The organism is Pseudoalteromonas sp. OF7H-1 (assembly GCF_022347825.1).
Classification (GTDB): domain Bacteria; phylum Pseudomonadota; class Gammaproteobacteria; order Enterobacterales; family Alteromonadaceae; genus Pseudoalteromonas; species Pseudoalteromonas maricaloris.
Genome location: NZ_JAKRFX010000005.1, coordinates 121983 through 140213, shown reverse-complemented (window position 1 = coordinate 140213; position 18231 = coordinate 121983). Strand labels below are relative to the sequence as shown.

The window sequence follows — 18231 nt, the reverse complement described above, 5'->3', positions numbered from 1 at the left end:
TAGTCTAAAACTCAATAATTGGTACTCTATAACTTAACTAACCTGAGGTTTGGATAAGGAATGTTCCAACTCATTGTTGCTAAAGCACAACTTAGTTTTTTCCTTGTCTAGCCAGCAAGATTTAGGGAAAACAAGGCGAATTTACGCACCAATAGCTGGCTATTGGAAGTGAATTCAACGCAGTTAGCGCTAAAACTGGCTGCTAGAAAGGCATTAATTATCCGCAGCTCAGGTTAACTACTTTTGCTCCCCAACATCTTTCACTTTAAATTACCTGGTAACTCTACGCACCTAACTTATTCATGCTGTCGGGAAAATGATCTCTGCATGAGATATTTTTGTTCTTAGTTTTGCAAAAAATGCAATTAAATATAAGTTGGTTATTTTAAATGTAATTAATAATTGTTATCATTTGCCTGCGCTTTAATAATAACCAAGTTGTGGCTCCAAATGAAAACAATATCAAAACTATCCCTTATCGCTTTAGCGATTATGTATCCCTCTTTGCATGCGTCAGCTCAGCAGCAAGTGTCAGAAGATAAGCTTAAAGACCAAGACATAGAAAAAATAACCGTCGTTAGCCGTACATTAAATTTATATCGTAATGGTGAGTCTTCGACGGGAAAGCTTGCGGTTGACCCACTTAACTCGACCCAGATGGTGACTTCTCTCAATGCAAATCTGATCCGTGATTTAGCCGCAAGAGATGCCAAAGATCTCTATCGTAATATCGCGGGGGTCAGCCAATTTAGCTACGCGGGGGTGACTGCACGTGGCTTTCGTCAAGAAGAAATCTATTTTGATGGTCTAAGAGGCGACCCATATGTTGGGTTTAATGTCCCACAGCTATTTAATGTCGAGCGTGTCGACTTTTTGAAAGGTCCCGCCGGTATGCTGTATGGACCCGGGGCACCTGGTGGATTATTCAACTATATAACTAAAAAGCCGCAATCTGAGTTTAGTGCCAATACTCGTATTATCGCGGGCACAGATAGCCGCTATGGTGCTTCTGGTGAGGTGACTGGTGAAGTAGCACAAGCGCAAAGCATTCGCTTGGGGGCGTTTTACGAACAACAAGATACCTACCGCGATAATAGTGCAAGCGAAGTGGCAATTATGGATGCAGGTTACGCTTATGATTTTGATGATGCTCGTTTGATTTTGCAATACACGCACTACAAACAGGACTTGGACGCGAATCGCTTACGCGGGGTCCCCGCTGGCGATGACGGTGAGTTTCTAACGACCCCATCGTGGAATCATAATGAGCCTACAGACTTTTTAAATCTAACCTCAGATGTATTGCAAGCGAGTGTTGCTGGGGATTTGAGCCCATCGCTAAGTTACAACGTTGCGCTTCGCTATATAGATAATGAGCAAGAACAAAACTATCATGAACCAAGAGCACTCATCGACAGCAATAAAGATGGTCAAATCGATTTGGTCGCACGTGAGTTCCGAGATCAACTAAGAGCCCAGTCTCAACTCTCTTTTGCGGCTAACTTTGTTTATGAAACACAGATGCTTGGTGCTGAGCAGCGTACCGCGTTTGGTCTAGATATATATTCTGGTGAAGAAGATGCGTTGTTGGGTCGAGCGTCAGCATCTAATGACTTTGTCACTCGTTATCTAAATGGTACGTCGTTAGACTCGGATATTTTGCCTTTGTCTCTCCACAACCCTAATTATGGAGAAACGCAGCCAAATCAATACAATGTGAAGTTTGCGCCAGAAAGTACAACGAAACAACAGCGTAATGGCACCTATGTACTCAACGAACTCGCTTGGGAGAAAGTAACGTTTGTAGCAGGCATACGTTATGACCAGTTTGAAGACGATGCCAATGGCAGTAAGTTTAATGATACCAATGTTAGCTTCAGAATTGGTGGTATCTACAAGCTATCTGATGATATCTCATTGTATTCACAGTGGGCTGACTCTTACGAACCCCAAGGCGTATCCAGTCAGGACGAAAAAGCGGGTGGTCCATTTGAGCCAACGACGGGTGATATCATTGAAGTTGGGCTTAACGCAGAGTTATTTAACGGAAGTACATTGCTAAAAGTGGCTGGTTATCAGATAACAAGGCAAAACTTGCTACAAAATACAGGTACAGATCCCGAGCAAGATGGTGTTGATAATTTAGCGCCAATCGGAGAAATCACGAGTAAAGGCCTAGAAATCGAGTTAATCACCGACGTGACCCCTGACTGGGTAGTAAGCTTAGCCTATGCCTATAATGATGCGACTATCACCGCTGACAATGGCGCTGGTGGGATCCGCAATAGTGTTGGCGATAAATTTGCCAACGCCCCTGAAAATCAGTTTGGGGTGTGGACTCGATATCAGATCCCTGAGTGGAATCTGGCTTTCGCAGTTGGCGGTAACTATGTGGATGAGCAGCTTAGTTTATCTGGCCAAACACTAAATTCCTATTTCGTCGCTGACACCTCAATTATTTGGGAATTAGATAACTATAGTGTGCTATTCAGAGTTGAAAACGTATTCGATAAAGAATATGCAGAGTCGGGCTTTTTAGACCGCACGGGACACTTTCCGGGCGATCCAAGAAATGCTTTCCTTGAGTTTACCTACAACTGGTAATGCTTAAGTTAATCTGAGGCTCGGTGAGTTATCCGAGCTTGTGGAAATGAAAGTCTATCTTTATAAGGATCAAGATGGCTGACAAAGCTAGACAAAGAAAGCGGCTACGCAAGTTATATGATTTACATGCCTGGGTAGGCTTTCAATTAGCGGCCGTTATGTTTGTGATCCTCGCAACGGGCACAATCGCGACTGTTTCAAATGAATTAGATTGGCTTGTTTTTGAGCAAATGCGTGCGAGCCAAAAGCCCAAAGAGGTAAAAGAGCAAACGGCGGCATCTTGGAGAAACATGTATGCGTCGATAGCTGAACGCTATCCAGAAGGTCGTATTACTACTTTAGGTACAATGGGGAGCGACTACTTTTCCTATCGAGCACGGGTGGCTTTCGAGGCTAAAAGTGATAGGTATGTGCACGTCGATCAATGGACTTATGAAGTAACGGGCGATATATCATTACTCACAATTCAACGATTTTTTAGAGATTTGCATCGCTACCTATTTATGCCTGCAATGCCCGGGCTGCCAATTGTCACTGCTTTTGCATTCATTTTACTGATCTCTGTCTATACCGGACTGAAAACCACACGAAATTGGAAAGTTGCGCTGTGGCGTTTGAGATTGGCGCAAGGTACAAGAGTATTTTTGAGTGACCTGCATAAGGTTTTTGGCTTATGGGGACTGTGGTTTAGTACACTTATTATTATCACAGGTATTTGGTATCTGTTTGAGTTTTCTGCACGGGTAGCCGGTTTTAGTTTGGAGCCTCCAGCTCCAAAAGTTGAGCATGTTACAGCGGTAAAAGACGTCAACATGCTCTCTGTAAAGAGGTTTGAAAGCGCTTTTAAAAAAGCGCAGCTTGCCATTCCTAATTGGACGATAACAACCGTACAGCTACCAAGAGCAGATACTGCGTTGCTGCGTTTTCAAGGGATGAGCACAAACCCTTTACTTCGGGATAGAGCGCACAAGGTTTATATGGATCCAACAACGCTAGAGGTTTTAGCAGTACAGCAACCTGAAAATATGGCGTGGGGCAATTATCTTAACGAACATGCAGATCCATTACACTTTGGTTATTTTGCAGGGATCACCTCTAAGCTTATATGGTTTGTGTTTGGCCTTGCGTTAACCGGACTGTCGTTTACCGGCGTGATGATGACATACAAGCGCACTAAGTCTAAAAGTATAACGGGTGCACAGTTGGCAACGTTGCCGATATTTTGTTTATCAGCATTTTACTTTTATTTCTGGCTCGCCAGGTACACATAAAGGGATGTGCGGCTGTGTATTTACCGCACATTTAATTAACTTGAGCGCTGAGTTAGTCTTCTAATGGGGATTTATAGCCATCTGGCTTTAGTGCTAAGACATCACAGTCTAAGCTATCTATCACATGCTCAGCAGTATTGCCAACAAGCGCTGCACTCAGTCCAGTGCGACCGACAGTGCCGATGACCACTAACTCAGCGTCTTTTTCTTTAGCAACATAGGGGATAACGTCCTCTGGTAGACCTTCTTTGATGATGCAATCGCTTTTATCTATTGAATAAGTTTCTGCGAGTGCAAATGTCTCGTCTTCATGATGTTTTTTCACGGCTTCATTGTATTGCGATGGGTTAAACTCGGGAATTTCTATCGCAATATTAACAGGCGTTGCTGGATAGGTGTTTACCAAGCTCAATTTAGCATTGGCTAATTCACATAAAAACTGAGCATCTGTAATGATACGCTTATTGAGTTCTTGATGTTGTTCGTTATCGCTGACAGAGTTTACCGCTGCAATAATGTTGCCTTGATCTGGCCAAGCGTGATCTTTAACCAGTAATAGTGGCGCAGGGCATTTGCGAATTAAATGCCAGTCGGTTGGGGTGAAGATAACTGACTTTAGGGTATCGTGCTGATGGGTGGATTTAATGACCAAATCATAGTCATGTGCAAGCACGGTTTTGATGATTGCTTCGTAGGGGCGATTGTGCCACAACACTTTAGTTTGGATACTCACATCAGAAAAGTCCTTAACCATATCGGCAAGCCATGCTTCTCTGTCTTTAATTACTGCCTCACGCATTGCTTCACGTTCGTCTTTAGACAACATCGTGGTCATTTCATAGGAGAAGTCATAAATAGACATAAATGCAGTGATTGCAGCACCGGTACGCTTGGCAAGATTGATAGAGCGTTCTAAGCTATTTTGGCGCTCTTTGGTTGGATCAATTACGGTGAGTATACTTTTGATTTTATCCACGACTATCTCCTTAAAACGGTATACAAATAAGATCAGAAGCTTTTTCACCTCTGACCTTATTGAGTGTAACCGATCCTATCTAAGGATAAAGTCTTAACGATAAATAGTTTGTTCTAAATCAAGATGCAATTGCGGCTGTCTCAGCTAGGGCTGCAGCATCAATAATGGTAATAAACTTGCCTTCGACCTTTATTGTTCCCGCTTTTTGGAAACGACTGAGTAAACGACTAATGGTTTCTACAGTAAGACCTAAGTAGTTACCAATTTCACCGCGCGTCATCGTAAAGCGGAATTCTTTACGAGAAAAACCACGCTCGCCGAAGCGATTTGAAAGGTTATAGATAAAAGTTGCTAAGCGTTCTTCAGCAGTCTTTTTATTCAATAATAACAACATCTCTTGGTCGTAATTGATTTCACTGCTCATTAGTCGCATGATCTGTTGGCGTAGCTTTGGCAGCTTACCGGCTAACTCATCAAGGGTATCAAATGGGATTTCGCACACCATAGAGGTCTCTAAAGCTTGTGCGAAGCTCTGGTGCTGCATTTTATTGATGGCATCAAAACCCACAAGATCGCCCGCAAGGTGAAATCCTGTGATCTGCTCGTCGCCTTGCTCAGACAGTGTGTAGCTTTTAAATGAGCCGGAACGAACGGCAAAGATAGCATTTAATGGCGCACCTGACTCGAAAAGAAAATCTCCTTTATGAAGCGGCTTTTTACGTTCAATGATCTCATCTAGCTTGTCCATTTCGCTGCCATTGAGCGAAAATGGGAGGCAAAGTTGACTGATACTGCAATTATTGCAGCTGATTGTGCATTGGCTCTTTGAGCGGTTTTGATTACTTAAGTCCATAAAATTTCCATAAGTCTATGACGCACGTGAAGGCAACCTAGTATCAAAGCATAACGGTTTTGGTACTACAGATCGCCACAAACTCATATGACACGCAAAAGAAAATTTGGTTATCAATTGGAGCTCCTAATCTCAAAGCGCTAACCAATAATCTTAAATGATGAGTTTGCTTAGATAAGGATAGGTTAATGTACTAACTTATCAGTTGCAATAATAATTAAATAAACACCATACCAAATCAATAAATTACCCATAATAATACGTGTAACTAAATGATTTATAAACTTTTGTAGCAGCTGAGCCGATTGTCCTATTACAATCAGCGCAGGCATTGTGCCGATACCAAAGGCGAGCATAATGAGTGCGCCTTCAGTTGCTGATTTTGCTTGTAATGTCCATGTTAAAGCCGAATAAACTAGGCCACAGGGTAGCCATCCCCATAAGGCCCCGTAACAAAACGCTTTGGTTTTTGTATTGACCGGGACTAAGTAGTGATTGAGCTTAACAATATGTTGCCAAATTAAGCTTTTAGCAAACGACTCTAGCCATTTTAAGGTGCTGGCTAAGCGCATTACGTAGATAGCGACAAGCACCATAAAAATACCACTCATCAATTGTAATATAATGGCGAGTGACGTGTTTTGCTTGGCGAGACTTGCCCCGAGTAGGGCAACAAGGCTGCCAGCTAGTGCATAGCTGGAGATACGTCCGATATTATACAACAGGGTAACAACCACTGCAGAAAGCTGCTTACTCGCCAGTTGTAGCGAGCTGGCAATACCGCCACACATCACCAAGCAGTGACCACTTCCTGCAAGCCCCATCACAAATGCACTTAGCAAGCTTATCTCATTCATGCTAGTTGTCGTTATTGCTCTTATTATTTGATGGTTTTACGGACTTATCACCCGTTTGCGCTTTATCATCATCGAATAAGATGCTGTGGCCCTGTTTATTCAAATCTGAAAATTGTTCGCTTTTTACTGCCCAAAAGAAAATACCAATAGCAATAATGACGAATAAAATGGCGATAGGTATTAATACGTAGATGATACTCATAGCTTTAATAACCTTAATGAATTACCGATCACGATGATCGAGCTAGCTGACATGCCAATAACTGCTATCCAAGGTGGAATGAGGCCAAGTGCAGCGAGTGGCAAAATGGAGCCGTTATACAAAAGTGATATGGTTAAGTTTTGCTTTACTATTCTGCGCGTTTGTTTCGCTACTTGCTGAAGGGCTAGAATGGCATTCAAATCGCTATTTAACAACACTACATCAGCGGTATTCTTTGAGATATCAGCGCCGGTATCCATCGCAACTGACAAGTGAGCGCTATTGAATACTGGGCTATCGTTGATGCCATCACCAACCATAGCGACAATCTCGCCTTGTTTGGACCAAGTTTCAACGGCTTGTTGCTTAATCTCTGGTGTGCAAGCGCTTTGGTAGCTATCTAATGCTAACTGCTGCGATAACTCTTTGCCTGCATTGGAGCTATCCCCAGTTAGCATGTGGCATGTAAGGCCAGCTTGTTGTAGCTGTTCAACAACTGTTTCAGCATTGCTTTTTACTTTGTCATTGAAGTAAAAATCTGCAACTGCGTTGTTGTTAATGAATAAGGTTGCTTGAGCAAATGACGCGTGGTTATCAAACCAATGGCTCTTCCCAAGGGCAATAGTGACTCCTTGCCAGTGACCACGAATACCTGAACCAGCCACAACTTCAACATCTTGGACTAGGTTTTCGGTTGGGGTGATATGTGCAAATGCGCGAGCGATTGGGTGCTCAGAAAAGCGCTCTAACGCTGCTGCGAAATCCAAGACTTGTTGCTCGTTGTATTCCGTTTGCAGTAGCTCAATGTGTTTAATTGAGAAACGTCCTTCGGTCAGTGTGCCTGTTTTATCAAAGGCAACACGCGTTAATTTGGTTGCCGTTTCTAGTACATGGGCTTCTTTAATCAAGATCCCTTTTTTCGTAAGTGACGCAACGGCGCAGGTAAGCGCGGTTGGTATCGCAAGGCTTAACGCGCAAGGGCAGGTTGCTACTAGCACTGAAATCGTGACCCAAAAAGCCTTATCTGGTGAAATTGGGTACCAGCCGATGGCGGTAATTGAGGCAAAAATTAATAGACAGGCAACAAACCACTGCGCGACTTTATCGGTGATTTCCACCAACTTAGGGCGTTTGGTAAGTGCGTTATGCTGCAGTCGAATAATTTGGTTGAGCAGGGTATTTTGCCCAATTTTATTGATCTCTAACGTAATTACACCGTCATGATTCACGGTTCCAGCATACACTTGATGGCCTTGATATTTCTTAACTGGCAAATGTTCGCCTGTCATCATCGACTCATCAACGGTGGTATGGCCTTTGATCACTAAGCCATCCGCAGGGATAGTTTCTCCAGCCTTAACTAGTATCAGATCGTTCAGTTTTAGCTTTTTGGCGGCAATATGTTGTTCATTGTTATTCTCATCAACCTTTCTGGCGGTCAATGGCAGCAGCTTTTGCAGGTTTGCAGTAAACTCACTAGCTTTGAGTCTGGCCCTGAACTCAAGGTATTTACCTAACAACAGCAAGAAGGTAAACATACAGATGGATTCAAAATAGACTTCGCCGACTTCCATAAAAGTCGCGTAAGTGCTGGCGCCGTAGGCACCGAATATAGCAAGTGAAACAGGGAGATCCATATTCAGTTGTTTAGCTTTCAGTCCTTTAACCGCATTCGTTAAAAATGGCATTGCCGAATATAGAATAACAGGAGAGGCAAGCACGAGACTTATCCACCGAAAGTACTGTTCAAAGTCCTCTTCCATACCTGAAAACATGCCAAAGTACATGGCAAATGCAAACATCATCACTTGCATAGTCATGAGGCCAGCAACGCCTAAACGACGGATGTATGCTTTCGCTACGGCTTGTTTCTGTGCAGCTTCTTCATCGGCTTGAAATGGGTAGGCCTTATAGCCGATTTCCATCAAAGATTTAATGATATCGCTTAACTTTACGTGTTTATCTTGCCATACAATCATGGCGCGATGGGTGGAGGTGTTAACATCAACCCGAACGATACCGCCGAGCGCCAGCAGTTGTTTTTCGATAAGCCAAGCACAGGCGGCGCAGCTTATTCCTTCAACACTGAGCAGTACCTCTTTGTGCTCACCGCTAATTTCGACGAAGTCCTCTTGGATCTCGTCGTTATCATAGCTGAGTAGCATTTTGAGTTGTTCAGGTACAAGCTCTTCAACTTTACCTGCACTTTCTGTGCGGTAAGTATAGTAGTCACTCATACCTTGAGAAATAATGGTTTCGGCAACGGCCTGGCAGCCAATACAGCAAACCGGTTGTGCGCTACCCTCAAAGGTAACCGAGCCTACAAACCCTTTAGGAATAGGCTCCAAACAATGAAAACACGAATTTGCCATGGCAGCTTACTTATACTGTGGAGTGACCGCGATAATACCATCATGTGGCAGTTGGATTTTTTCTTTCATTTTCCAACTGTTGTCCATAGGCTCTATAAATACCGTGAACACACCGCTATGTGGTTCATCAAATAAGCCAGTAAACTCGCCGCTGGCGTTTTTAGTCAGCGTGACTGCAAAATCGTATTTCTCAATAGTGCGGTGGTAAAACGAGAGCTTTAATGCATGAACTTTAGAAGCGTCGCCCTTGGTAAATTTAAAGGTGACTTTTTGCTCTGCTACTTGCAGGTCACCATGTAAATAGAGCGCTTTTGCTTTATCAAACTTACTCAGCTCTAGGTTGATTGCTTTACCTTTTTTGTAGTAGTCATCAACGACCATATCAGGACCATTACCGACTGCAAACGTGATGAGAAAAACACAGGCAACGACAGTAACGAGTGGGAAAAAAATTAAAAACCAAGGCCAAAAATTCTTATACCAAGGGGTAGGGTTCATAGTTGCTCACATGGCTATAAAACTTGCCCGTATTCTACCGTAAGTTGCGGTAAATACCTAAAAAAAAGCCTCCAAATGGAGGCTTTTTTGATCTCAAATAATGTTCTAAAAGCTAAGCTTATTGGTCTTGTGACAAGCTATAAACATACGCTGTTAGAAGGTGTACTTTATCTTCACCTAAGATATCTTTCCATGCTGGCATTACACCCGCACGACCGTGGCGAAGTGTGTCTTCAACTGCGCGTTGAGAACCACCGTATAGCCAGATATTATCGGTTAAGTTTGGTGCACCGAACGGCAGGTTATGTGCAACAGAACCTTTACCATCCATACCATGACAAGCCGCACACATTGCAAACTTAGCTTTACCTGCATCAGCATCTTTTTGGTTAACAGTACGTCCAGAAAGGCTTAGTACATAAGCAGTCATTTCTTTTACGCCTTGATCACCAAGTGCATCTTGCCAAGCTGGCATCGCTGCAACACGACCGTTAAGCAGTGTTTCTTTGATCTTGTCAGGCGTGCCACCATATAACCAGTCTTTATCAGTTAGGTTAGGGAAGCCTGCGCCACCACGAGCATCAGAGCCATGACACTGAGCACAGTTTTGCGAGAATAAACGTTGACCGATTTCAAGTGCTTCTTCATTCTTTGCAAGCGTAAGTACGTCTTGCTTTGCAAATTCTTGGAAGATAGGACCAAAACGGTCTTGTGCTGCTTCAACTTCTTTATCAAGTTGTACCCACTGGCCATTTTCATGTGCTTCAGCGACTGCTTTCTTAGACTCTGCCAAGGTAGTAATGCCTTGGTTAGAGCTCGTCCAGTTTAAGAAACCTTTAAAGTTACCAAGACCTGGGTAAGCAGCAAGATAATATACTGACCAAACAAAAGTCGCGAAGAACATGTAAGTCCACCACTTTGGTAGTGGATTATTTAATTCCTCAATTCCGTCGAACTCGTGACCACAGCTTTCGCCTTCTTTGACACCTGTGTAGTTTTTCAGGTTCCAAATTAGCAGGCCGAAAATCAGAGCTAGACACGCTAGGGTTAGTACGATAACCCAAATACTCCAAAAGCTAGTCATTTTTCAGACTCCTTTTCCTCGTTAGAGATAGTGTTGTTATGTTTTTTCTCATCTTCAAAAATGGCATTAGCAGCGTCGTCGAAACGGCGCTTAGACCGCTTGCTATATGCCCACACAACAATCACTATAAACAGTACCAAAATTACCAGAGTCAAAATGCCTCTGTATGTGCCGTAATCCATAACAATTACTTCAAATGTGTGCCAAGTTGTTGTAAGTAAGCGATAAGTGCTTGCATTTCTGTTGCACCTTCACCACCGTTCATCGCGTGAATTTCATCCACTTGCGCTTGTAGTTCAGCATCATCACCGTAGCCTTTGCCATTGTAGCGGTCTGACGACTTATCAATACCAAATGCATCACGGAACACTTGTAATTTTTTCAGAGTATAAGTGGTATCTACTTTAGTGCTATCAAGCCAAGGATAGCCTGGCATGTTTGACTCAGGTACCACCGAGCGAGGATCCATTAAGTGCGCATAGTGCCAGTCGTCAGAATAACGCTGACCAACACGTGCCAAATCTGGACCTGTACGCTTAGAACCCCACTGGAATGGGTGATCCCATACAGACTCACCGGCTACAGAGTAGTGACCGTAGCGCTCAACTTCATCACGGAATGGACGAACCATCTGTGAGTGACAGTTGTAACAACCTTCACGTACGAAGATGTCACGACCTTCCATTTCAAGCGCGGTAAGCGGGCGTAAGCCTTCTACTGGCTGAGTGGTATCTTTTTGGAACATTAGTGGAGTAATTTCAACTAGTGCACCGAAGCTAATCGCGAATACCGTTAGGATAGCCATCAGGCCAACGTTCTTTTCAACGATTTCGTGTTTGTTTGTTGAGTTATTGTTGCTCATACTCAATACCCCTTAAGCCACTTGCGGGTTTGCATCAGTGGCAAGTTGACCACTTTTTGCAGTAACCGTACGGAATACGTTGTAAGCCATTACCAGCATACCAACTACGATGAATACACCGCCTAGGAATCGCATGATGTAGAAAGGCTTAGAAGCTTCTAGTGACTGAACAAAGCTGTACATTAATGTACCGTCAGCATTTACTGCGCGCCACATTAGGCCTTGCATAACACCAGAGATCCACATTGCAACGATATAAAGCACAACACCAACTGTGTGTAGCCAGAAATGTGTGTTAACTAGCTTGATGCTGTACATGTTACCGTGACCAAATAGGGCAGGGATTAGGTGGTAAATTGCACCGATAGAAATCATCGCAACCCAACCTAGTGCACCAGAGTGTACGTGACCTACTGTCCAGTCTGTGTAGTGTGAAAGCGCATTTACAGACTTAATAGCCATCATTGGGCCTTCGAACGTAGACATACCGTAGAACGATAGAGACACAACTAAGAAACGCAGTACTGGGTCAGTACGTAGTTTGTGCCAAGCGCCAGACAGCGTCATGATACCGTTGATCATACCGCCCCAAGAAGGAACGAATAGGATAACTGACATCACCATACCTAGAGACTGTGTCCAATCAGGTAGTGCTGTGTAGTGAAGGTGGTGAGGACCTGCCCAAATATATAGAGAAACAAGTGCCCAGAAGTGAACAACCGATAGACGGTAAGAGTACACTGGACGACCTGCTTGTTTTGGCACGAAGTAGTACATCATACCTAAGAAACCAGCGGTAAGTAGGAAACCTACAGCGTTGTGACCATACCACCACTGAACCATCGCATCTACTGCACCTGCGTAGATTGAATAAGATTTAGTAAGTGATACAGGAATAGCCATACTGTTTACAATGTGAAGCACTGCAACAGTGATAATGAAACCAGCGTAGAACCAGTTTGCTACATAGATGTGTGACACTTTACGCTTGATAAGAGTACCAAAGAATACTACAGCATAAGTAACCCATACTACCGCGATCGCGATATCAATCGGCCATTCTAGTTCAGCGTATTCTTTTGAAGAAGTAATACCCAGAGGAAGCGTGATAGCCGCAGATACGATGATGGCTTGCCAACCCCAGAAGGTAAATGCGGCAAGTTTGTCAGAGAACAGGCGCGTTTGACACGTGCGCTGAACAACATAGTAAGAGGTTGCAAATAGTGCACTTGTACCAAATGCAAAGATTACTGCGTTCGTGTGTAACGGACGAAGTCTAGAGTAAGTTAACCATGGAATGTCGAAGTTTAACGCAGGCCACGCAAGTTGCGCTGCGATAAATACACCTACACCCATGCCAACAATGCCCCAAATCACTGTCATGATAGCGAATTGGCGTACAACTTTATAATTGTACTCAGTTTGTGATGCTACTGTTTGGCTCATTTTCTGGATTCCGCTGCAATTTATTGCGATTAGAAATGAATTACCTGAATTACAGGCCCTAGTTATATTTCTTCAAGCCCGTCATGTTTTAACTCAAAAGATGAGTGAAAACCTAACCAGCCCGAGAAACCTTTATTTTTGCGAGGAAATGATAATTTTTTTGCTTATGAAAAGATACCTAAAACGCCTAAAATTATGACATCAATCAAGTTTTCACGCGCTTTTTGTTCGCTTCTTAAGCAACCTAGCATTTGCCCTGAAACTTGCGTACACTGCGCAGGATTCAGAAGTGACGGTAAATCCCTCATGATTGCAAAGCAATTAACAATCGGGTTGCTAGGTGTTTTCCTCGTGGCCTGTTCAGACCCGACTATTATTATACATGAAAGTTCAGAAAAAAGTGAAAGTTCAGTAACAAGAAATGTCTGTAATTTTTCAACGCCCTGTGATTTGACTCCACAAGTGCAGATTTATCTGGGCTCAGAGCAGGTTCAACCGGAAACAGAATTTACCATTGGGCTAAAAAGTGCGACTAAAGTAGAGGTCGTTTCGGCATGGCTTGAGGGAGAAAATATGAACATGGGGAGAATCCCCGTGTTTTTTGACAAAAACACACTGATAGCAAAGACCATGGTCGGTGTATGCACGGATAAATCTATGCGTTGGATTTTACGTTTAGCGCTAACCGTTAACGGCCAGTCTGTTACTACCAGTCATCCAATAGCTGTAAACTACCAATGAATAAAACTGTTTTTATCGAATATCTCAAGTTTGCACTTGAACAAAAGCTGATTGAAGCCACTGAAGCGGCAAACAGTGCTCGTGCTGACGCGACTCACGAACAAAGTGCTGCGGAAACACAATACGACTCGTTGAGTATCGAGTATGGCTACCTAGCAGAAGGGCAAAGTGAGCGCGTTGATGCCATGCATTTGGCAAAACAAACAATATTGAATCAATTGGCGCTAGCTGTGAGCAATACAATTACACATAACGCACTAGTTGAAATTGAAGATGAGCAAGGCAACTGTCATTGGTTCTATTTTGCGCCTTGCGAAGGCGGGCTAAAAATCCAATATAAAGAAACACCAGTGTTGGTGTTAACGTTTGATGCGCCCCTTGGCAAGCGGTTAAAGGGGTTAACGGTAGACGAAGATATTTCATTTTTCTTCAACGGCCAACAGCAAACGTTAACTGTGATGCAAATACTGTAGAGTGGTTTACTCTCGTTTTGCTACGAGAACAATTTCTTTCTTACTATTGCCCGATATGTGCTTGGTGATCTTCCCATTAATTGCCGAAATACTCTGCTTAATTGCCCTTGTGAATTAAATCCAGAAGCAAGGGCAATATCTTGAATGGAGAGATTACTGCTCGCGAGCAGCTCTTTGCACATCTCAATACGCACCTGTTGTAAGTAGGCAACGGCGGTTTGTCCTGTTGCTTGTTTAAAGCGGCGGTTAAAGGTGCGATAGCTCAAATCAAATTGTGCTGCGACAGTGGGTAAAGAGATTTCCGATGCGGCATTATTTTTCAGCCAAAATTGAATTGCGGCAATTTGCTCATCAGCATGACGGTCCACAGCACCCTCTAAGTAGCGCTGTTCTTCGTAAGGCTTACGAATTTCATGAGAAAAGTTTTGCTGCACATGGTGTGCGGCATCTATCCCGTACAGTAACTCAATAATGTGTACAATCACATCGGCCAGCGCATTTAAGCTGGCTACAGTGTAGATCCGCTCTGATTGAGTGATAAAGTAATCCGGTTTTAATTCAACATTGGGGTATAGCTGAGAAAATTGTTTGGCAAAATGCCAGTGGGTCGTTGCTGAATGCCCGTCAAGCAGGCCTGAACTTGCTAAAAAGCAAACACCTGTACCAACACCTATCAGTGTGCTTCCTGCTCCCCATGCATCCGCAAGTGACTCACTCAGCGCTTGGTTTTGTCTTACAAGTGGTCTTGGATTTCGCCATATGCTTGGCACAATAATGTAGTCATATAAAGGCAATGAGCTAAAGTCACTTTGTGCTTCAAGTGCCATGTAATTATCGGCGTTGACTGCCTCGCCTCGGCTGCTGCAAAGGAGAACTTCTAAAGGAACATAAGCCTCTTTTAGATGCACTTTAGCAAAGGCTTGTCCGGCTTTGAGCATTTCCAGCGGTAAGGTGACACTGGTAACGAGCATATGCTTGTAAAGCACAATGGCGACCTTTGTACAGGATTTCATCTGCTCCGACCTCTTTGGTTTGGCGAAAAATGATTTATATGTGGCGTATTTTGTAAAAACTTAAATTCGAATGCAATTAAAATCAAGTCATTATCTTAGTTCAGAAGTAGGAACGACATGACAGCATTGCCAATTATTGTAGGAATGGGGGGTATTAACGCCGCGGGGCGCACCTCTTTCCATCAAGGCTACAAACGTATTGTACTTGATAAGCTAAATGCTAAAGACCGACAAGAGACCTATTTGGGTCTTGCGAGTTTAATGAACTTAGTGCGTTATAAAGATGGCAAGCTAATTGACCAAAACGACCAAGTCGTTCAAGAGGTGGAGATTGAGTCGCGTTTTGGTGAGCAGATCTTAGCGGGAACGTTGATCCGTAAAATCGAAAAAAACCATTTTGATGTAGATGCGACTCCTTGGCAGCAAAAGCTCACAATGAAAGCAAATGATGACAGCAAGATAGTATTCAGTTGTCGTAAACGTGATTTACCAGAGCCAGTTCCTGCAGCTTGGCAAGTGATTGAGCTTGATCCAAAAATGGTTGAAGTAACCATTGCGGACCAGATTGAAGTTAAGCACGATAGCTATAGAGACAATCCAATTAAAGCCGCAGGTCAATTACCAACAGGCTTTGAGCCGTCACTCATGTATAACAGCCGTTATCAACCACGCGGCCTTCAGGCAACTATTTTCGCTGCAACCGACGCTATCCGCTCAACGGGTCTTGAGTGGGACAAGGTAATGAACAGCGTACGACCGGACCAAATCGGCACTTACTCCGCTTCTGTGGCAGGGCAAATGAATGATGAGGGCTTAGGTGGATTAGTACGTAGTCGTTTACGTGGCGACCGAGTAAGCACTAAGCAGTTAGCGCTAGGACTCAACACCATGTCCACTGACTTTATCAATGCTTATGTTACTGGCAGCGTTGGCACAACATTTACGACATCAGGTGCCTGTGCGACGTTTCTATATAACCTCCGTGCTGCAGTGAATGATATTCAGGCTGGCCGTACTCGAGTGGCGATTGTAGCCAGTGTTGAGTGTGCCATTACACCAGAGATCATCGAAGGCTTCGGTAATATGGGTGCACTCGCAAATGAAGAAGGCTTGCGTAAACTTGATGGTACTGAGCATGTAGATTATCGCAAAACAAGTCGTCCTTTTGGTGAAAACTGTGGCTTTACAATTGGTGAAGGGGCACAAGTGACGATTTTGATGGATGACGCATTAGCACTGGAGCTTGGCGCGCAGATCATGGGCTCTGTGGCCGATGTATATGTCAACGCAGACGGCGTGAAAAAGTCGATTACGGCACCTGGCCCTGGTAACTATATTACCATGGCAAAATCGGTCGCGCTGGCTCAGCAAATCGCAGGCACCGAGGCGTTAGTAAAACGCAGCTTTATTTTGGCACATGGCTCAAGCACACCACAAAACCGGGTTACTGAGTCGCTTATCTACCACAAAATCGCAGAAACTTTTGCGATTAATGGCTGGAAAGTGGCGGCGCCAAAAGCCTATGTTGGTCATACCATAGCGCCAGCGTCTGGCGATCAGTTAGCGATGGCTCTTGGGGTGTTTGAATACAATATTATGCCTGGGATCACTACAATCAATGCAGTAGCAGAGGATGTTCACGCCGAGCATTTAGATATTCGTACCGAGCACTATGAGTGCGAGCCAATGGATATCGCCTTTATTAACTCAAAGGGCTTTGGTGGTAACAATGCAACGGCAACGGTGCTTTCTCCAAAACTCACGAAGCAGCTACTAAGCAAGCGGTATAGCCAAGTTGAGTTTGCAAATTATGAGCAACAACTTGCCATTACAACACAAAGACAAATTGCATATCAGCAAGCGGCCGATTATGGTCAATACGAGCTCATTTATCGTTTTGGCAATGGCATGATTGATGAGTCTGAATTGAATTTAAGTCAGCAAGAGTTAGCCATTCCTGGGTTCGAGCAAAGCATACAGCTTTGTCCAACGAATCCATACGGCGATTTAATCTGATGATTTGATACCAAATAATGTTAAGCAAGCAAGGCGTACAGGGAGTACGCCTTTTTTATTTTTAGCTTAGTGCTGTGCTTAAATGCGCAAACGGCAGTCAGGCTCACTTCATATAGTTAGCATGAAACTCAAGATGATTTTCAATAAAGCTTGAGATAAAGAAATAGCTATGATCGTAACCTTCATGCATGTTTAGCGTGATAGGGTAGCCTACTTTTTCTGCAGCTTGTTCGAATAACCAAGGCTTTAGCTGCTCGTCTAAAAACTGGTCACTTGAACCTTGCTCAATGAGTATCGGACGTTTTGTTGGACTAACATAGTGCGACAATAGTTCGGTCGCGTCATATTGTTGCCAACGCTGTTTGTCGTCCCCTAAATATCCTGTTAGCGCTTTTTGACCCCAAGGGCAGTTACTTGGGTTAACGATTGGGCTAAACGCTGAGATACTCGTATAGGCGTCAGGGTTTCTAAGCCCAATAATTAATGCACCATGACCACCCATGGAATGACCACTAATGGCTTTTTGCGGGCTAACCGGGAAGTGCGCTTCGATTAACTGAGGCAGCTCTTCTGTCACGTAGTCATACATTTGATAATGTTGACTATACGGCGCCTGTGTCGCATTGACGTAAAACCCCGCACCTAGACCAAAGTCATAAGCGCCATTTTCGTCGTCTGCAATGCCTTCTCCACGCGGGCTTGTATCTGGTGCGACAATAGCGATACCAAGCTCGTTGGCTTTTTTAAACGCGCCTGCTTTTTGCATGAAGTTTTCATCGCTGCAGGTTAACCCTGAGAGCCAATATAAAACCGGGACTTGTTGTCCCTCATTGACGATTTCAGGTAAGAAAATGGCGAAGGTCATTTCACACTGCGTCGACTGGCTGGTATGTGTGTAGCGCTTATGCCAACCGCCGGATACTTTGTTGCTGGAAATCAGTTCCATCAAGTGCTCCTTAATTA

Annotated in this window: 17 protein-coding genes; 5 read left to right on the top strand and 12 right to left on the bottom strand. The window is 43.7% G+C overall.

Annotation, left to right across the window (positions count from 1 at the left end; all coding sequences use genetic code 11):
- Positions 1 to 450: 450 nt before the first annotated feature.
- Both MHN30_RS08445 and MHN30_RS08440 read left to right on the top strand, forming a co-directional pair.
- Complete coding sequence (locus MHN30_RS08445) at positions 451 to 2604, top strand: TonB-dependent siderophore receptor (RefSeq protein WP_130126154.1); 2154 nt, start codon at positions 451 to 453, stop codon at positions 2602 to 2604.
- 74 nt (positions 2605 to 2678) lie between these two features.
- Positions 2679 to 3875 carry a PepSY-associated TM helix domain-containing protein gene (locus tag MHN30_RS08440; protein WP_222240717.1) on the top strand — a complete coding sequence of 399 codons (1197 nt, stop codon included), beginning with the start codon at positions 2679 to 2681 and terminating at the stop codon, positions 3873 to 3875.
- A 52-nt stretch (positions 3876 to 3927) separates the two neighbouring features.
- Here the strand turns inward: MHN30_RS08440 and uspE are convergent, their stop codons facing one another.
- From uspE to ccoN, 10 genes are all read right to left on the bottom strand, one after another.
- A complete protein-coding gene (gene uspE, locus MHN30_RS08435; protein ID WP_010605017.1) occupies positions 3928 to 4851 on the bottom strand; it encodes a universal stress protein UspE in 924 nt (307 codons plus the stop codon).
- Positions 4852 to 4969: 118 nt separating this feature from the next.
- A complete protein-coding gene (locus tag MHN30_RS08430) occupies positions 4970 to 5704 on the bottom strand; it encodes an FNR family transcription factor (RefSeq protein ID WP_010373979.1) in 735 nt (244 codons plus the stop codon).
- Positions 5705 to 5889: 185 nt separating this feature from the next.
- Positions 5890 to 6561, bottom strand: coding sequence for a sulfite exporter TauE/SafE family protein (locus MHN30_RS08425; protein ID WP_039497489.1), 672 nt, complete (start codon positions 6559 to 6561; stop codon positions 5890 to 5892).
- 1 nt (position 6562) lies between these two features.
- Positions 6563 to 6763 (bottom strand): cbb3-type cytochrome oxidase assembly protein CcoS, encoded by a 201-nt coding sequence (gene ccoS / locus MHN30_RS08420; protein ID WP_010373983.1) that lies wholly within the window; start codon positions 6761 to 6763, stop codon positions 6563 to 6565.
- Positions 6760 to 9135 carry a heavy metal translocating P-type ATPase gene (locus MHN30_RS08415; RefSeq protein WP_239359230.1) on the bottom strand — a complete coding sequence of 792 codons (2376 nt, stop codon included), beginning with the start codon at positions 9133 to 9135 and terminating at the stop codon, positions 6760 to 6762. Before MHN30_RS08415 ends, ccoS begins: the two co-directional genes overlap by 4 nt.
- A gap of 6 nt (positions 9136 to 9141) precedes the next feature.
- A complete protein-coding gene (locus MHN30_RS08410; protein WP_010605013.1) occupies positions 9142 to 9633 on the bottom strand; it encodes a FixH family protein in 492 nt (163 codons plus the stop codon).
- A gap of 118 nt (positions 9634 to 9751) precedes the next feature.
- Entirely contained in the window at positions 9752 to 10717 is a 966-nt protein-coding gene (gene ccoP, locus MHN30_RS08405) for a cytochrome-c oxidase, cbb3-type subunit III (protein WP_039497495.1), read from the bottom strand.
- The gene (locus MHN30_RS08400; RefSeq protein ID WP_010373992.1) at positions 10714 to 10899 is read right to left on the bottom strand and encodes a cbb3-type cytochrome c oxidase subunit 3; all 186 of its coding nucleotides are present in this window, start codon (positions 10897 to 10899) and stop codon (positions 10714 to 10716) included. Before MHN30_RS08400 ends, ccoP begins: the two co-directional genes overlap by 4 nt.
- A gap of 5 nt (positions 10900 to 10904) precedes the next feature.
- Entirely contained in the window at positions 10905 to 11579 is a 675-nt protein-coding gene (gene ccoO, locus MHN30_RS08395; RefSeq protein ID WP_010373994.1) for a cytochrome-c oxidase, cbb3-type subunit II, read from the bottom strand.
- Positions 11580 to 11591: 12 nt separating this feature from the next.
- Positions 11592 to 13025 carry a cytochrome-c oxidase, cbb3-type subunit I gene (gene ccoN / locus MHN30_RS08390; RefSeq protein ID WP_010373997.1) on the bottom strand — a complete coding sequence of 478 codons (1434 nt, stop codon included), beginning with the start codon at positions 13023 to 13025 and terminating at the stop codon, positions 11592 to 11594.
- Between the two features lie 306 nt (positions 13026 to 13331).
- Between ccoN and MHN30_RS08385 the strand changes: the two genes are divergently transcribed.
- Together MHN30_RS08385 and MHN30_RS08380 are read left to right on the top strand one after the other, a co-directional pair.
- Complete coding sequence (locus tag MHN30_RS08385) at positions 13332 to 13766, top strand: hypothetical protein (protein WP_010605011.1); 435 nt, start codon at positions 13332 to 13334, stop codon at positions 13764 to 13766.
- Complete coding sequence (locus MHN30_RS08380; RefSeq protein WP_239359229.1) at positions 13763 to 14239, top strand: transcription elongation factor GreAB; 477 nt, start codon at positions 13763 to 13765, stop codon at positions 14237 to 14239. Before MHN30_RS08385 ends, MHN30_RS08380 begins: the two co-directional genes overlap by 4 nt.
- 20 nt (positions 14240 to 14259) lie before the next feature.
- Here MHN30_RS08380 and MHN30_RS08375 read toward each other — a convergent pair whose 3' ends face one another.
- Entirely contained in the window at positions 14260 to 15252 is a 993-nt protein-coding gene (locus tag MHN30_RS08375) for a helix-turn-helix domain-containing protein (RefSeq protein WP_130164263.1), read from the bottom strand.
- Positions 15253 to 15369: 117 nt separating this feature from the next.
- Between MHN30_RS08375 and MHN30_RS08370 the strand changes: the two genes are divergently transcribed.
- Positions 15370 to 17268, top strand: coding sequence for a beta-ketoacyl synthase (locus tag MHN30_RS08370; RefSeq protein ID WP_130164262.1), 1899 nt, complete (start codon positions 15370 to 15372; stop codon positions 17266 to 17268).
- Positions 17269 to 17371: 103 nt separating this feature from the next.
- On the opposite strand, the gene fghA is transcribed toward MHN30_RS08370, so the two are convergent.
- The gene (fghA, locus tag MHN30_RS08365; protein ID WP_130164261.1) at positions 17372 to 18214 is read right to left on the bottom strand and encodes an S-formylglutathione hydrolase; all 843 of its coding nucleotides are present in this window, start codon (positions 18212 to 18214) and stop codon (positions 17372 to 17374) included.
- Positions 18215 to 18231 lie beyond the last annotated feature (17 nt).

Bases quoted from the DNA above. Each gene is read 5' to 3' on its own strand.
- MHN30_RS08445 (WP_130126154.1), top strand. From the start codon at position 451: ATGAAAACAATATCAAAACTATCCCTTATCGCTTTAGCGATTATGTAT.
- MHN30_RS08440 (WP_222240717.1), top strand. From the start codon at position 2,679: ATGGCTGACAAAGCTAGACAAAGAAAGCGGCTACGCAAGTTATATGAT.
- MHN30_RS08430 (WP_010373979.1), bottom strand. From the start codon at position 5,704: ATGGACTTAAGTAATCAAAACCGCTCAAAGAGCCAATGCACAATCAGC.
- MHN30_RS08425 (WP_039497489.1), bottom strand. From the start codon at position 6,561: ATGAATGAGATAAGCTTGCTAAGTGCATTTGTGATGGGGCTTGCAGGA.
- ccoS (WP_010373983.1), bottom strand. From the start codon at position 6,763: ATGAGTATCATCTACGTATTAATACCTATCGCCATTTTATTCGTCATT.
- MHN30_RS08415 (WP_239359230.1), bottom strand. From the start codon at position 9,135: ATGGCAAATTCGTGTTTTCATTGTTTGGAGCCTATTCCTAAAGGGTTT.
- MHN30_RS08410 (WP_010605013.1), bottom strand. From the start codon at position 9,633: ATGAACCCTACCCCTTGGTATAAGAATTTTTGGCCTTGGTTTTTAATT.
- ccoP (WP_039497495.1), bottom strand. From the start codon at position 10,717: ATGACTAGCTTTTGGAGTATTTGGGTTATCGTACTAACCCTAGCGTGT.
- MHN30_RS08400 (WP_010373992.1), bottom strand. From the start codon at position 10,899: ATGGATTACGGCACATACAGAGGCATTTTGACTCTGGTAATTTTGGTA.
- ccoO (WP_010373994.1), bottom strand. From the start codon at position 11,579: ATGAGCAACAATAACTCAACAAACAAACACGAAATCGTTGAAAAGAAC.
- ccoN (WP_010373997.1), bottom strand. From the start codon at position 13,025: ATGAGCCAAACAGTAGCATCACAAACTGAGTACAATTATAAAGTTGTA.
- MHN30_RS08385 (WP_010605011.1), top strand. From the start codon at position 13,332: ATGATTGCAAAGCAATTAACAATCGGGTTGCTAGGTGTTTTCCTCGTG.
- MHN30_RS08380 (WP_239359229.1), top strand. From the start codon at position 13,763: ATGAATAAAACTGTTTTTATCGAATATCTCAAGTTTGCACTTGAACAA.
- MHN30_RS08375 (WP_130164263.1), bottom strand. From the start codon at position 15,252: ATGAAATCCTGTACAAAGGTCGCCATTGTGCTTTACAAGCATATGCTC.
- MHN30_RS08370 (WP_130164262.1), top strand. From the start codon at position 15,370: ATGACAGCATTGCCAATTATTGTAGGAATGGGGGGTATTAACGCCGCG.
- fghA (WP_130164261.1), bottom strand. From the start codon at position 18,214: ATGGAACTGATTTCCAGCAACAAAGTATCCGGCGGTTGGCATAAGCGC.